Below are 13954 nucleotides of genomic sequence, written 5' to 3'. Positions count from 1 at the left end.
AAGCTTGCACAGCTATTCACAAAAAGGATGGTTATTCGTATGCGGCATAGACCTTGCCCCTCCTTTCCTCTCACCGCCAAAGGTCGTACCGTTATGGCGGGAGTCTCCAGGAGGGAAGACAGATGAAACTGGTCATTGTACGCCATGGGGAAACCGAGTGGAATGTACAGAACAAGGCGACGGGGCAACTCGATAGTCCATTGACACCCAAAGGCATCCGGCAGGCCCATGCCATTGCCGATCGCTTACGCCGTCTTTCATTCACCACTTTTTACAGCAGTGACCTGGGTCGTGCTGTTCAAACGGCCAACATCATTGCTGAAATATGTGGAAAGAAAGTTATTTTTGACTCGGAATTACGAGAGTGGAATATGGGAATATTTCAGGGATTAACAGTCTCTGAAATGCACAAGAAGTTTCCCCAGGAGCGGCAAGACTATGAACGTATTGGCTTTGAATACGTCATCCCAGAAGGAGAAAGTTTAAGGCAATGTATGGACAGAGGCTTTCGTGTCCTGAATGCGATTGCTGAACGACATTTAGATGAAACCGTTGTGGTGGTTACTCATGGTTGTCTCTTGATGAGTTTTTTTGAAGTAGTGCTTAATCTTCCACCTGGAAATAGTTGGCGCTTCCAGCTGCATAATGGGAACCTCTGCGTTTTTGAGTATGTTAACAAACGCTGGTGTCTTATTGTCTGGAATGATACAAGTCATCTTGAAAATATGGAGACCCTCACAGTAAGTCTAAATTCTTAAAGGTTAACGTGAGTTTGACGAGGTTAAAACACAATGAATACGAGCAAAATCAAAGTTTTCATCGGGACAACACTTGACGGATACATCGCCAGAAAAAATGATTCTTTGGATTGGCTTCTTGAATTCCCCAATCCAAAAGGGATTGACCACGGATATACCCAATTCTTATCGGGCATCGATACAGTTATAATTGGAAGAAAAACATAGGAAGAAGACCTAGTATATGCAAGCCGTAATATGGGCGGCAAATGGGCTGAGAGTAACTGTAGAATTTACCTTATAACAACCAACGAGAACTACACACCACAGACCGACAATACAGAGGTTCTCCTACAACTGGACAAGAAGACTATTGACAAAATCAGAACCGAAAGTCAGAAAGATATTTATGTCGTTGGTGGCGGACAAATAATTTCTGAACTTCTCAATCTCGGAGCAATTGATGAAATGATTCTTTGCATATTCCCGATCGTTATTGGAAGTGGAATCCAATTATTTCCGAACGATCCCAAGGAAACCAAATTTGATTTGGTCAAGGCTGAACATTTTGAAACAGGAGCGGTAACTCTGACATACAAACTTAAAACGTAGTTGTCACACTACGCCTTTCTGTTCTCCTCTGTTTTTTAACAGATACATAACAATTTCCTACTTAAATTTCTCGGCAGCAGTAATCTGATTTATAATGGTATGCATAGGCCAATACCCCCAAGATTCTGTAATCTTCTGATTCTCAATCTTGAATATTTCTAATGCCTCAAATTCTACTTTTACGCCACTGGGAGCTATTCCCACAAATTCACCCAGATGCGTAGCTGTAAAGTGACCTCGAAAGACAACTTTTTCGTTTTCTTCAATCAGATCGTCGATCACCACTTTGATATCTGGAAAGGCTTTGTGAGTCCCCTTCAATATCTCAATCGCATCCTCGACGCTGCGCACTTGAGGTAGCCCATGATCTATATAATTCGGCGCAATATACTTATACGCAGCTTCGTAATCTTGATTGTTATAAATTTCAAAAAACTGTCTGACAACTTCTTTATTATTCAGGCTATCCATAAAATCTGATTTCTACCTTGACATGGAAATAATACACGAAGACTATTACATTGTAAATTCTTGAGTTTCTAGAGCGATCGCATACATTTCTTAACGATTTAAGTCATCTTGAAGTCATCTTGGTTGTGTCTTGATAATCTTGCCGAGATAGGGATAAATACTCTCCTCACTTGCAAATAACTGATACAAGTACATTGTCAATTGCTGCCAATACATCTGCATCCAGTTGTACTCCTGATGCAGCAGCGTTATCCACAATTTGTTCCGGACGACTAGCACCAATAATCGCTGAAGATACATACTCAGAACCTAGTACCCAAGCCAGAGCTAACTGTGCCATACTCAAACCTAAGTCCTGGGCAATGGGTTTGAGGTTCTGTACTGCTGTGAGAATAGAATCACTAAACAACTCTTGCAGCAAATACCAATTCATTTTCTCATTTGCAGCGCGAGAATTTTCAGGTGGAACTTGTCCTGGCTGGTATTTGCCTGTCAGTACACCTTGAGCTAATGGCGACCAAACAATCTGACCAATACCATTAGCTGCACACAATGGAAACACTTCCGCTTCCGGGTCACGCCACAGCATAGAATACTGAGGCTGACTGGAAACAAAGCCTTCAACATCAGCAATATCAAGCGCCGACTGAATTTGCTCCCCAGTCCACTCGCTAAAGCCAATGTAACGAGCTTTTCCCTGACACACTACCTCAGTCAGTGCCATCATTGTTTCCTCCAAAGGTGTATCCGGATCGTAGCGATGGCATTGATACAGGTCAACATAATCGGTACGCAATCGGTTTAAGGAAGCATCAATTTGCTTCCTAATCTGGGCTGCTGACAGTCCTTTGTCCGTAGGTGAGGTAGGGAAGAATACTTTGGTCGCCAGGATATACTCGGAGCGATCAATTCCTTGTAATACTTCCCCCAGAAATGACTCAGCGCCACCAGCCGCATAAGAATTAGAAGTATCAATGAAGTTAATGCCAACATCAAAGGCTTTGTAAATGCAAGCCACTGCATTTTGTTGTTCTACACCCTCATAAATACCCCAGGAACCAAGACTGATTTCAGAAATATGCAATTCACTTTTGCCCAATTTTCTGTATTTCATTTGTATTTCTTATTTCACTGATGTTAATAATGATTGTAGCCCTCCAAGGTACTACAGGACAATCAGGGTTTGGGCGGTATGAGGTGTTGGCACGGCTTGAGGCAGGGGGAGTAAATAAGGTCCAGCCATTCCCTAGCGTGCAGCCTGAAAGGACTGGGTTAAAAACTCCAGCACAAAACGGTCTTGAGCGTTCACAAGTTGGCAACAACCTCCTTTTCCTCATTTGATTGCAATGTCATAGGTATCTGTATTGCCATAGTTAAACTGCAAGACAACATGAACGTGAATAAAGCTAACCATAAAAAATGATTGCTATGAAAATAAAAGGTTGCTAAAGATAGAAAGATAAGTCCCACCGAGCCACTGACCAAATAGGTATTGCGTACAGCAGATCCCTCACCCAAGCCTGCAAAATATCCATCTAGAATATAAGCAACTCCCGAACCCACTACGACGAGGACTACCCAAGGGATATAAACTTTAATTGCTTCCACCAATTCAGAATGGTTAGTGAAAATATGAAATATAGGGTCAGGAAAAAAGACAGCAGCCAGCCCAACTCCTAGGGCAATCACCATATTAGTTCCTAATCCAATTTGCAAAAGTGGCACAAATTTATGTGTTGTTCCTTGACCTTGAAAGTTCCCAGTTAAACTTGCAGTAGCGTATTCTACTCCATCACACATATACATACTTAATGCTACTATTTGGAGGAGTAAAACATTTTCAGCCAGAACATCAGCCCCCAAGGTTGCACTAAAATTATTGAAAAGGACAAAAATACATACGATAACTATAGACCTAACAGATAGATTGCGGTTCAGAACAAAAGGAGTTTGCCAGTCGGACAAATTTATAACTTTTCCTAACATCAGAATAAGTTGAGTCAATGGTCATGTTTTTTACACTATTCTACCTATTGAGCTTGACAATTTGCGAAAAGGATAGATGAAATTAGTTTGGTCAAAGGACAAGGAAAATTTATTGTAGTTTTAGTAGATTTAGAGAGTCATAAATTAATTGGGTTAGTTGCAGAGAGAAAACAGTCTGAAATTGAGAAAGTGATGCGTTCTTGGGGAGAAAAAATCTTGGCTCAAATCCAAGAAGTTAGTATGGATATGACAGGCAACTATAAATCATTAATCCAAAAAGTTTGTCCAAATGCTGACGTAACAGCAGACAGATTTCATGTGACAAAAATGATTCATGAAGAATTAAATCAAGCTTTTCTCAAAAACAACCCTTAATCTCAAAGAAAGAACCCGCATTTTTGATGGGTTGAAAGGAAGTAAATATATTTTACAGGACTTACGCAACTGGCACATTTTTTCGCTCCGGGTGCGTGACGCTGCGAGCATATTTGAACGCAGCAATTAGACTTGTAGCGTCACGCACCAACCACCGATTGTGACACTTGCGTAAGTCCTGTTTTATTGACAGCCGAAAATAAGTTGTATGAAATTATAAAAAGCCAAAAAAGCTTCACCATTAATAGAAATTATGCATGAATTAAAAGAAGAGTTTCACCTTTTATTTGAGAAAAACCAGGATGTAGGATCGGGGACTTTAGAACTAATTGATTGGTGAGAAAAGGCCGAACCATACTACAAAAAAAGTGGAAAAACAATTAAGCGTTGGCTAGCCCAGATAGTTGGTTATTTTGAACAAAGAACAACCAATGGAATAGTAGAAGGAATCAATAACAAGTTAAAGTTATTAAAACGATGTGGATTTGGATTTAGAAATTTTCAAAATTTTCAAGCTATAGCTTTGCTTTTTTGGCACTTTCCTAATATTTTAGCACAGTAAGTACGGAAGCCCCTCCCACACTTGCATAACTATTTTTACTTGATTTACTTGTACCTACTTAGCAATCGAAGATTGACAGTCAATGCAGGCGATCGCCACGTTCATTGGGTAGCGATCGCCTGCGGATCGATGTTGTCTAAACCTGAACCCAAACTGATACGGAACCGCCCAGACAGCGGAATTCACCCCAGCCCCATTCGTTGGTATATACGGGTTCTTTAATGTGTTCGGTCAAGTCAATAAAAGTCCCATGAGGTTTACCGACTTCCATCCACTTGAAACCTGCCTGACCATCGCTCATAATTACTGCCATTGCTTTAGGATGATTTTCATCACCTAAGCGCGTCCAACCGATGGTATTCCAATGATCGAAATAGTCGTATTGTGGTCCATAAGCGTAGTTCTGACGCGCATAAAGAAACTTATCAATTAGCCAACGGTGAGAAGGCATAAAAATCTTGTACCGATTTCCATCCCGTCCCCAATCTTCGTATTCCGCGCCGTAATAATCAGCGTAAAATACGCAAGGATAGCCTTCTTGTCGCAACAGAATCAGGGCGTAAGCTAAAGGTTTAAACCAAGGTTCAACAACGGATTCTAAAACTTGTAATGGCTGAGAATCGTGATTTTCTACAAATGTGACCGCATGAGTGGGACGCTGTTGCATCATCGTTCCATCTAAAATGCGCCGCATATCGTAGTTGCCACCCGATTTACTGGCGGAATGGAAGTTATAGTGCAGCGGCACGTCAAACACTGAGATCCTGCCGCCAACTGCATTGACGTACCAATGCAGAGTATTGACATTGTTAAACCAATACTCGCCTACGGCAAACAGATCTTTCTTAACGTGTTTTTCCAATTCATCGAGCCACAGGGGAAAGAACCAGGCTGAAATATGTTTGATCGCATCAAGACGGAAGCCATCTACATTTGTGGTGTCGAGATACCACTTGCCCCAATAGGTGATTTCACCGCGTACCCATTCATTCTGGTAATCTAAATCGCCACCCATTAAATAAGCAAAATTACCTTTTTCCAAGGAGACGTAGTCGTCGAACCGTTTCCCTTCTAGCAAATAGATCGTACTGCGATCGCTCCGATTATATTCGTTATAATCCACCCCATCAAAATGCCACCAATGCCACTCAAAATTCGAGTATTTCCCCCCACGTCCGGGGAAAGTAAAATGGGTGTGACATTTGATTTTTTGCAGTCCGCCTTTGGGGTTGATTCGGTCGTCTTGCGAGTAAGGTGTTGCTAACGGTGTCTCCGTCGCATCGGCACCCATTTTGTGGTTCAGCACTGCATCCCCATAGACTTGAATGCCTTGCGCTTGCAGTGCTTTAATCGCATCGGTATACTGCTGACGAGTGCCATACTTGGTGCGGATAGTACCTTTCTGGTTAAATTCCCCTAAATCGAACAAGTCATAGACGCCATATCCAACATCGCTTTTTCCCGCGATTCCTTTATAAGCAGGTGGGAGCCACATCGCGGTGAAACCTGCATCTGCTAGTTCCTTCGCGTTATGTTTAACCTTTTCCCAAAGCGTTCCATCATCAGGAATGTACCAGTGGAAGTACTGCATCATCGTGCCGTTAAGGTCTGCCATGCCGTTCTCCTGCGATCGCACTTCGGGATTGATTGCTCCATCATGGCCTTACGGCGGGCTAAATGCAAAGTGTGCTACGCCCCTGGCCCGGAGTGCAGGTGAGCAGGTGATATCATGTCCTTAGGCATCGGTTGTGTCAGTGGACACGATCTAATCTCTTGATTTCCTTCTTCTGCTAAGGGGACGCGGATATCGAGGCAGCGAGCGCGCCCTTGGTTGCTTCCTACCCCAGCTATTTTCGCTACTCCCATCTGTACCAAGCGCCCGGCGGCTGCGTTGAGAATTAACTGGTTATTGACCTTGATGCGTACGCGTAATTGTTGATCTGTCTGATTCCAGTGGCATGGAAACGAATGCAAGGAGTTGTCGAAAGTAACTTTTCTCACATCTCGTTTCTCGTTCCCAGGTTCAACCTGGGAACGAGATGCGGGAGGTTCTATCTCCCTTGGTGCAAGATCTGAGTTTTTAGACTTTTTTGTCCGCAAATCAGTCTTCCTGTTCCCTGTTCCCTAAAAATCCTTAGTGTGACACTTGAGGATGCGGAAAGTGAGTAATAAGGCAAGTTGCTAGTGATAAACAAGGGCGTTGCTAATTGCTAATTGCTAATTGCTAATATAGGATTTTTACCAATCTCGCCATTAGCCATTAGCCATTAGCCGCTCCCAGAGAGATAACTAGCAACTTGAGTTAATCAGGCACTACAGGGTATCAGGCGAGACTGAAGTCATTGGCAGAGAAGTTTGCCAGGTTCGCCAAGCCAGCATTTCCAGCCTGATTGTTCAGATTCGCCAGAACACTGATATCACCACCATCACTAAGGTCTTTGGAGTAGACTAAGCGGCTGATACCAAGGGTGGTGTTGAAATAGACAAACACGCCTTCATCTGAGGTAATCTGGTTGTTGTCTGCAATAGCTTTCGCGGCAGCACCGGCGGCTGGGAATGGGTTAAGCAGCACGATGACGTTGCTATTGCCAGAGATCTGGGAGGAGTTCCCCTTCTGGAAGATGATATTGTCAATGCCAAGGTCGCTGGAATCGAGGACGAACTGATCTTTCCGGATTTCGTAATCGGTGATGATATCTGGCTGATTCAAGACTTTGATTCCGGTGTTGCCAGCGGGTGCTGGTGTACCGTTAGCGAAGGGGTTACCAGAATAGACAAAGCGATCGTCGCCCCTGCCGCCGGTGAGGGTATCAACCCCGTCTCCACCTACGATAATGTCATCCCCTATATCACCCAGGATCTTGTCCTTACCAACTCCCCCATCCAGGAAATCGCTGCCGCTACCGCCATCAATTTGGTCATCGCCTGCGTCACCGAAAATCAAATCCCGACCGGGATCGCCCTTGAGCGAATCATTGCCCCCACCGCCCAGAATCAGGTCATCCCCAATGCCGCCATTGAGCAGGTCATCCCCTCCCTTGCCAAAGAGAATGTCATCCCCTTCCTTACCATCTGCCACATTATTCTGGTCATCACCCAAAAAAATATCGTCCTTTCGAGAACCGCTGAAGTCTTTTCCTGAAGCAGGTTGGTTGTCAATATGGCTTTGAATGATTTGTGTTGAACTTGTCATGGTTAGCTCCTGAATATGAATTCACAACCCGACTGGTTCTGCAAGTAGATACCTTGAATCGTACAAGTTCAAAACCGGCATAAACATCTGAAAAACGTCTTGAATCCCCCTGCAACTAAATAGATAAATTCTCTCTGACTTTCGTGGCATAACTAGGTATATTTCTCTATGACTTTCGTCAGAGGCTTTAGCCCCTGGGTCAACGAAAGTTGTAAACTCACGCCCTGTGTCCCTCTAGGCAGGGAATTGGAGATATTAATAAATAAAACGTCTGGACTCAGCTATTGCTATGATTTCCATCCTGAAATTCCAACCCAATCCCATTCGTTTATTGCTCTATACAGAATGGGTGATGCTCGCCAGTTGCGCTTCACTCGCTGTGATGGAACTCCTAGATCTAGGGTATTTACCCGTTCAACACATTCTCATCCTTGCCCTGCTCGGTCTGATGGGTTTGAGGTTGCCGAGCGGTTCAACTTCAGTCAAAGTGTTATATACCACCATCGAAGTGGGCTTGGTTTTTTACGGCACAGTCTTAGGCTATCTCCACATCTTGCCAACGCTGTACCTAATTGTAGTTATCCGCAGTTGCTTTATCTTTGAACTGCCGGGTCGCTGGATAGTTGCGAGTTTGTCTTTTATCTTGTTTACCTTGCATCAGGTACAGTACGTCAAAAGCATTACCCCACTTGTAATGCCGGAGGGACTGCATCGGTTCTGGATGCATCAATTATCCGAACTTCTGATGTTTGCTTTGGGATTGTTATTTGTGATGCAGTTTGTCAATACATTGATAGCTGAGCGCCGAATGCAGCAACAACTTGCCCTAGCTCACGAGCAACTGCGAGAGTATGCCTTGCAAATTGAAGACTACGCAGCGGTGCAAGAGCGCAACCGCATCGCCCGCGATATTCATGATTCCTTAGGACAGGCGCTGACGGCACTAAACATTCAACTGCAAACAGCTGCCAAACTTTGGCAAGTTAACCCAGAGCAAGCCAAATCATTTCTAAAACAGGCTCAACGACTGGGAGAAACGGCAATCAAGGAGGTACGTCAATCTGTCAGCGCTTTGCGGGTGGATGCGCCGGAAGAAAAGCCTTTGGCAGCAGAGATCGCCTCTTTGGTAGAAGATTGTCGTCAAGCCACTGGCATATCTATTTCTACCCGTATTAACCTGGGTGCTACTCTACCATCACCAGTCGTCAAAACCCTCTATCGACTCGTACAAGAAGCCTTAACCAACATCTGCAAACACGCACAAGCCACAGAAGTACAGATTCAGCTAGATGCTACCCCAGAACAGGTGTCCCTGACCGTTGAGGATAATGGTAGGGGATTCAATTGTGACTCAAAAACCACGGGGTTTGGACTCCAAGGAATGCGAGAACGGGTAGCAGCCTTGCAAGGCAACTTCCAGCTGAAAACTGAACCAGGCGCTGGCTGTCGGATTACTGTTGAGCTGCCTTTAAGAGAGGTTGCAAAATGATGGCTGATAGGAGCATCTCAGTTTAGAACTATACTTAGGACAAAACCTGGAAAGCTTTGACCAAGGTCAGTAGCTTTAGCTTAATCCTAAAGGGTTCTTTATGATTCGCCTCTTACTGGCAGACGACCAAAGCCTCATTTGCCAAGGACTGAAGGCAATGCTCACCTTGGAGCCGGACTTGCAAGTAGTGGGAACTGCTGATAATGGTGAAACTGCCATTGAGCAGGTAGCCGCTTTACAGCCAGATGTAGTTCTGATGGATGTGCGGATGCCTGTGATGGATGGAAGGGAAGCCACGCGGATTATTTGTCAGCAGTTTCCAGAGGTCAAAGTCTTAGTTCTCAGCACATTTGATGACGATCAATATATTACTGACTCGATGCGAGCGGGAGCAAAAGGCTATTTGCTCAAAGATATGCCTTCTGAAGAGCTGGCACAGGCAATTCGGCTTGTCCATCGTGGGTATGCCCAACTAGGTCCAGGGCTATTGGAAAAGTTAATTACTAGCCTCCCAAGCTCAAATACTGTTGCCCCAGAACCAGTTCGGCAGGAATTGATTCAGCTAACTCCACGAGAACGAGAGGTATTAAACTTAATTGCCCTCGGCTCTACCAACCGCGACATTGCACAGCAACTTTACATTTCCGAAGGGACAGTCAAAACCCACGTCACCCATCTTCTGAAGCGCCTCAATCTACGGAACCGCGCTCAGTTAGCAATTTATGCTCATCAAATCAGTTGGCAATTGAACTAATTTTAACAATGGGAATTGAATCTTTTCTGGCATGGCTATATAATCTCTGGAACAAATTTCACTACCAGATAGAGTTGATTAACCTCTATTCTCTTTCCCTGGGGGAATTCTGACAGTAAATGTCGTGCCAATTCCTACTTCACTCTCCACAGAAATTTCACCTCGATGGAGATCCAAACATTTTTTAACCACTGCTAACCCCAATCCTGTTCCCATAATTTCCCTAGCATTCTTGCCGCGGCTGAAGGGGTCATAAAGCTTTTGTTGCTCTTTTTGAGCGATGCCAATGCCTTCGTCTCTAATCTGAAAAGTGACTGCATCCGGTTCGCAAATCAGCGTGAAATAAACAGTACTTTCTGGAGCCGAATATTTAATCGCGTTGTCAAGTAGATTGCTGAGAATCGAATACAGCAATTTTTCATCCAAATATGCGTGGGTGCAGCTTCCCTGCTTGATGAATTTTATCGTTCGCTTGGACTCGCTGAAAACCTGAAAATCCTCTACTAAATTGAGGCAAAATGTCTGCATTTCGACTAAACTTGGATTGCACTCTAGCTTTCCCGCATCTGCTCTTGCTAGGGTGAGTACATCCCTGAGCAATTGAGTCATCACTTTGGCTGAGGATTGTATGCGATACAGATTCTTGAGTTTGGCTGGTTCCACCACTGATTTGAGACTTTCCCCTAACAATTGCGCCGAACCTACAATCAGACTGAGGGGTGTCCGAAACTCGTGGGAAACCATAGAGAAAAATTGCAGCTTGAGTTCGCTGAGTTCTTTTTCTTGAGCTAATGCTCGCTGAAGGGTTTCTGCTTGTTGGCGTTTGACCATCTGGCGATAGAGCAATGCATAAACGCCAAACAGAATCACAAAAGTTAGTAGCGTACCCAACGATTCAAGCCACATCCTGAATTGAAAATTAGCTGGCGACTGTTCTACCTGCACCTCTAACAGTTCTTCTTCTTCGCTGACTAAATCTTGAATTACGCGGCGAATTTCATCTTGATTTCGCTTCGTTTGAACAATCAGTGGGTCTTGAGGGGAGAATCTCCCTGGAGCTTTTTGGTACTGGTCGATAAAAGTTTGAAATAATTCCAATCTTTGGGAAATTAAAGATTCTAGGATATCGAGGCGCTGGCGCTGGATTGGTGTATCGTTGAGGGGTTGCCTTAGATTGTCAATTTGTTGTTTGAGGCTGGCAACGGCTTTGTTGTATCGCTCGAGTTCTTCTGGGTCGCCAAATAGGATGTAACCCCGTCGCCCAGATTCGGCATCGGTGAGGGTTGCAGAAATATCGGTGATGACTTTGAGGACTTGATTGGTTTGTCGAACTTGCTTGGCACTTTCAGCTAACTGAGTTGCATTTTGATAGGAAATGAAGCTAACAGCACCCATGAGTACAAGTGCCAAACTGAATCCTCCAGTAATCCATTTGCCTTCAAGTGACCATTTCATAGGAATCATCTAAGATGATCTAAAAAATCTAAAATCTAAAATCTAAAATTGCAATGCGTATTTTGGTTGTTGAGGATGACGTGCAGATTGCGGATATGCTGACTGAGGCGCTAACAAATCGTCAGTATACGGTCGATGTGGCGCAGGATGGCGAGATGGCATGGAATTGGATAGAAACTTTGGAGTACGACCTGGTGCTGCTCGACATCACGCTCCCGAAGATGAATGGTTTGCTGTTTTGTCAGAAATTGCGCGAGCGCAACTTTTCCATCCCTGTCCTGATGTTAACGGCTCGCGACACCATTGCTGACAAAATTATCGGACTCGATGCGGGAGCCGATGCCTACATGGTAAAACCTTTTGACCTGGAAGAGTTGATGGCTCAAATTCGGGCGCTGCTGCGGCGCAAGGGTTCCACCACCCGTTCTAAACTCTCTTGGGGTAATCTCTCTCTTGACCCCGATACCTACGAAGTGACGTTTGAACAGCGACTGCTGCACCTCACCCCCAAAGAGTATGCCCTGTTGGAGTTACTGGTGAGCAACGGTAGGCGCGTGTTGAGCAGACCGGGAATTATTGAGCGCTTGTGGTCGATGGATGAGTCTCCCACTGAAGAAGCTGTCAAAACCCACATTAGAACTTTGCGTCAAAAACTCCGCGCCGCAGGCGCTCCTGACGATTTTATCGAAACTGTTCACGGACTGGGCTATCGCATGAAGCAGCTAGGCTAAGGTCAGGATTGCCCCCCCGAAATCCCCCCGAAATCTCCTCGATTTCTTCGCTTTTAAGTAGTAATTAAGAGTAAGGCTGTTGAGCTAACAAGTTGGGTTCACAAAACTTGGGGGAGAGGGATTTCTCACGACGGAAAACCATTGATTTTTCTTACCTCGCTCTCTCTCCCTTTTTTAGGTGAGAGCAACAGCTTAGCTACATGCCCGAAAATAGAGCCTACAGCGGATTGCAAGTGGATGAGGGAAAGCGTTATCGCGCCTTTTGTGTAGCGGCAGCATTAATGCTGCCGCTACACAAAAGGCGGTGTACCTCATACGGCTGCAATCCGCTATAAAATTCGTTATCAGTTGTTTATTCCCGATCTGTAGCAAGCAAGCAGCACGGGGATTTTTTTGGCAATTTTCCCGCTCTTTCCCCCCGAAATCCCCCCGATTTCCTCTCGTTTTCTTAACTGCTAAGCGGTAAGTTCAACTAAGAGAACCTCTCTCTCACTCCATTTAATGAAAACTTGCCAGGGAATTCCTTCCCTGGCTATCTCTCAAAAACATGAAATGCTTTCAAAATCCACTTATATCATGTCCTTAAGATTACCCATAATCATCAGCCGGGACACGGCACGAGCAACGCCATCTGTTTGTCCGAGATATCTATGATGCCGTGTCCCTACGCAACGACTCTGTGAGGTTTTTTATTATGGGCAATTCAACGGACATCATATTACCCAGACTTCATGTATGCTCCGCCAACAAATATCTACGGCAGGAAAACAGCGCCGGTGCAAGTTCCAAAGGCGCTTCTGGAGAAAGCTAATCAGGATTGAAATTACCATGCTCCTGGCTGCACTCTTTCTCCTACTTTTTCTGGAAATTCGGTTTTTAGTAGAGATTGGGTTGGTGCTGATTTTATTTGCTTGCTGGGAGCTTTCAATTGAGCGAAGCAATGTTTTTTTAGCCCTACAGGTAATGGGATTTATGTTATTATTTATCAGCTTGATTTTAAATTGATTTAAATTTTGATTAGACTGGAATTATTGAAGATTTAAGCTAAAAGGCAACAGAAAGTGAATACAAACTTCTAGCGTTCTACACTCCACACCACATTTTAAACCCGCTCTAGTCTCTAGAGCGGGTTTTTTTATAACCTTCATGTAGGAATTTACCCCCCGAAATCCCCCCGATTTCTCCCCGGTATTCTGACTTATAACAGCTATCTTCGAGATGTATTATAACCACCTGGAGAAGCATTTTGATTGGGATGAGCCTGTCTATGTTAAGTTCGCGCGCTGCTGCTGAAGTTTTTTGGGGACTGGAAAAGCGTATGTCAGCCAACATAGTAGAAATTATTGGCATTAAATGCCAAAAAAATTGTCAATTAATCGAAAATTTACGGGCGGCGATCGCTAAATTAAAAATTAAGGCAGAAGTCTCTCAAGTCACCGACCCAATCGAAATCGCTAAACGGGGAAGTCTCTCCACTCCCGCTGTAGTCGTCAATGGCGAAGTTTTTAGTACGGGTAAGGTCATTGACTCAGAGGAAATTAAAAAATTACTGGTGCGATTCCCTAAGTTATTGATTGGGTAATCCCCGC

14 protein-coding genes and 1 pseudogene are annotated in these 13954 nt (G+C 44.3%); 8 read left to right on the top strand and 7 right to left on the bottom strand.

Translation table 11 applies throughout. The annotated features are described in order from the left end of the window. The first annotated feature begins 122 nt into the window (after positions 1-122). The 3 genes from MiSe_RS33430 to MiSe_RS33420 are packed head-to-tail and all read left to right on the top strand — an operon-like array spanning position 123 to position 1349. Positions 123-758, top strand: a complete 636-nt coding sequence (locus tag MiSe_RS33430; RefSeq protein WP_226588230.1) for a histidine phosphatase family protein — start codon at positions 123-125, stop codon at positions 756-758. Positions 759-791: 33 nt separating this feature from the next. Then, positions 792-965, top strand: a complete 174-nt coding sequence (locus MiSe_RS33425) for a dihydrofolate reductase family protein (RefSeq protein ID WP_226588229.1) — start codon at positions 792-794, stop codon at positions 963-965. Positions 966-995: 30 nt separating this feature from the next. Beyond that, on the top strand, positions 996-1349 hold the full coding sequence (locus MiSe_RS33420; protein ID WP_226588227.1) for a dihydrofolate reductase family protein: 354 nt from the start codon (positions 996-998) through the stop codon (positions 1347-1349). Positions 1350-1406: 57 nt separating this feature from the next. Here the strand turns inward: MiSe_RS33420 and MiSe_RS33415 are convergent, their stop codons facing one another. The 3 genes from MiSe_RS33415 to MiSe_RS33405 form a co-directional block, all read right to left on the bottom strand. Beyond that, on the bottom strand, positions 1407-1820 hold the full coding sequence (locus tag MiSe_RS33415) for an ester cyclase (RefSeq protein WP_226588225.1): 414 nt from the start codon (positions 1818-1820) through the stop codon (positions 1407-1409). Between the two features lie 166 nt (positions 1821-1986). Next, positions 1987-2934, bottom strand: a complete 948-nt coding sequence (locus MiSe_RS33410; protein ID WP_226588223.1) for an aldo/keto reductase family protein — start codon at positions 2932-2934, stop codon at positions 1987-1989. A gap of 191 nt (positions 2935-3125) precedes the next feature. Beyond that, complete coding sequence (locus MiSe_RS33405; protein ID WP_226588220.1) at positions 3126-3824, bottom strand: MATE family efflux transporter; 699 nt, start codon at positions 3822-3824, stop codon at positions 3126-3128. A gap of 19 nt (positions 3825-3843) precedes the next feature. Here MiSe_RS33405 and MiSe_RS54125 point away from each other — a divergent pair. Beyond that, positions 3844-4743, top strand: a pseudogene (locus MiSe_RS54125) (ISL3 family transposase); the annotation flags it as partial. A 136-nt stretch (positions 4744-4879) separates the two neighbouring features. Here the strand turns inward: MiSe_RS54125 and MiSe_RS33390 are convergent. From MiSe_RS33390 to MiSe_RS33380, 3 genes are all read right to left on the bottom strand, one after another. Beyond that, positions 4880-6358 carry an alpha-amylase gene (locus tag MiSe_RS33390; RefSeq protein ID WP_226588216.1) on the bottom strand — a complete coding sequence of 493 codons (1479 nt, stop codon included), beginning with the start codon at positions 6356-6358 and terminating at the stop codon, positions 4880-4882. Positions 6359-6432: 74 nt separating this feature from the next. Beyond that, a complete protein-coding gene (locus MiSe_RS33385) occupies positions 6433-6843 on the bottom strand; it encodes a hypothetical protein (protein WP_226588214.1) in 411 nt (136 codons plus the stop codon). 223 nt (positions 6844-7066) lie between these two features. Then, positions 7067-7936, bottom strand: coding sequence for a calcium-binding protein (locus tag MiSe_RS33380; RefSeq protein WP_226588212.1), 870 nt, complete (start codon positions 7934-7936; stop codon positions 7067-7069). Between the two features lie 289 nt (positions 7937-8225). On the opposite strand from MiSe_RS33380, the gene MiSe_RS33375 reads away from it, so the two are divergent. Both MiSe_RS33375 and MiSe_RS33370 read left to right on the top strand, forming a co-directional pair. Next, positions 8226-9425: a sensor histidine kinase gene (locus tag MiSe_RS33375; protein WP_226588210.1), complete on the top strand. Its 1200-nt coding sequence runs from the start codon at positions 8226-8228 to the stop codon at positions 9423-9425. Between the two features lie 100 nt (positions 9426-9525). Beyond that, positions 9526-10179, top strand: coding sequence for a response regulator (locus MiSe_RS33370; protein WP_226588209.1), 654 nt, complete (start codon positions 9526-9528; stop codon positions 10177-10179). Positions 10180-10257: 78 nt separating this feature from the next. On the opposite strand, the gene MiSe_RS33365 is transcribed toward MiSe_RS33370, so the two are convergent. Beyond that, the gene (locus MiSe_RS33365; RefSeq protein ID WP_226588207.1) at positions 10258-11634 is read right to left on the bottom strand and encodes a sensor histidine kinase; all 1377 of its coding nucleotides are present in this window, start codon (positions 11632-11634) and stop codon (positions 10258-10260) included. Between the two features lie 53 nt (positions 11635-11687). Here MiSe_RS33365 and MiSe_RS33360 point away from each other — a divergent pair, with 53 nt between their 5' ends. Together MiSe_RS33360 and MiSe_RS33355 are read left to right on the top strand one after the other, a co-directional pair. After that, positions 11688-12365, top strand: a complete 678-nt coding sequence (locus MiSe_RS33360) for a response regulator transcription factor (protein WP_226588205.1) — start codon at positions 11688-11690, stop codon at positions 12363-12365. Positions 12366-13632: 1267 nt separating this feature from the next. After that, positions 13633-13947 carry a thioredoxin family protein gene (locus MiSe_RS33355; protein ID WP_226588203.1) on the top strand — a complete coding sequence of 105 codons (315 nt, stop codon included), beginning with the start codon at positions 13633-13635 and terminating at the stop codon, positions 13945-13947. Positions 13948-13954: the final 7 nt, after the last annotated feature.

Source organism: Microseira wollei NIES-4236, assembly GCF_020521235.1.
GTDB classification, from domain to species: Bacteria; Cyanobacteriota; Cyanobacteriia; order Cyanobacteriales; family Aerosakkonemataceae; genus Microseira; species Microseira wollei.
Note: the sequence above shows the minus strand (reverse complement) of the source record. Positions and strands in the feature narration are given on the sequence as shown.

Bases quoted from the DNA above. Each gene is read 5' to 3' on its own strand.
- MiSe_RS33420 (WP_226588227.1), top strand. From the start codon at position 996: ATGGGCGGCAAATGGGCTGAGAGTAACTGTAGAATTTACCTTATAACA.
- MiSe_RS33415 (WP_226588225.1), bottom strand. From the start codon at position 1,820: ATGGATAGCCTGAATAATAAAGAAGTTGTCAGACAGTTTTTTGAAATT.
- MiSe_RS33355 (WP_226588203.1), top strand. From the start codon at position 13,633: ATGTTAAGTTCGCGCGCTGCTGCTGAAGTTTTTTGGGGACTGGAAAAG.
- MiSe_RS33375 (WP_226588210.1), top strand. From the start codon at position 8,226: ATGATTTCCATCCTGAAATTCCAACCCAATCCCATTCGTTTATTGCTC.
- MiSe_RS33380 (WP_226588212.1), bottom strand. From the start codon at position 7,936: ATGACAAGTTCAACACAAATCATTCAAAGCCATATTGACAACCAACCT.
- MiSe_RS33390 (WP_226588216.1), bottom strand. From the start codon at position 6,358: ATGGCAGACCTTAACGGCACGATGATGCAGTACTTCCACTGGTACATT.
- MiSe_RS33425 (WP_226588229.1), top strand. From the start codon at position 792: ATGAATACGAGCAAAATCAAAGTTTTCATCGGGACAACACTTGACGGA.
- MiSe_RS33410 (WP_226588223.1), bottom strand. From the start codon at position 2,934: ATGAAATACAGAAAATTGGGCAAAAGTGAATTGCATATTTCTGAAATC.
- MiSe_RS33360 (WP_226588205.1), top strand. From the start codon at position 11,688: ATGCGTATTTTGGTTGTTGAGGATGACGTGCAGATTGCGGATATGCTG.
- MiSe_RS33430 (WP_226588230.1), top strand. From the start codon at position 123: ATGAAACTGGTCATTGTACGCCATGGGGAAACCGAGTGGAATGTACAG.
- MiSe_RS33365 (WP_226588207.1), bottom strand. From the start codon at position 11,634: ATGAAATGGTCACTTGAAGGCAAATGGATTACTGGAGGATTCAGTTTG.
- MiSe_RS33370 (WP_226588209.1), top strand. From the start codon at position 9,526: ATGATTCGCCTCTTACTGGCAGACGACCAAAGCCTCATTTGCCAAGGA.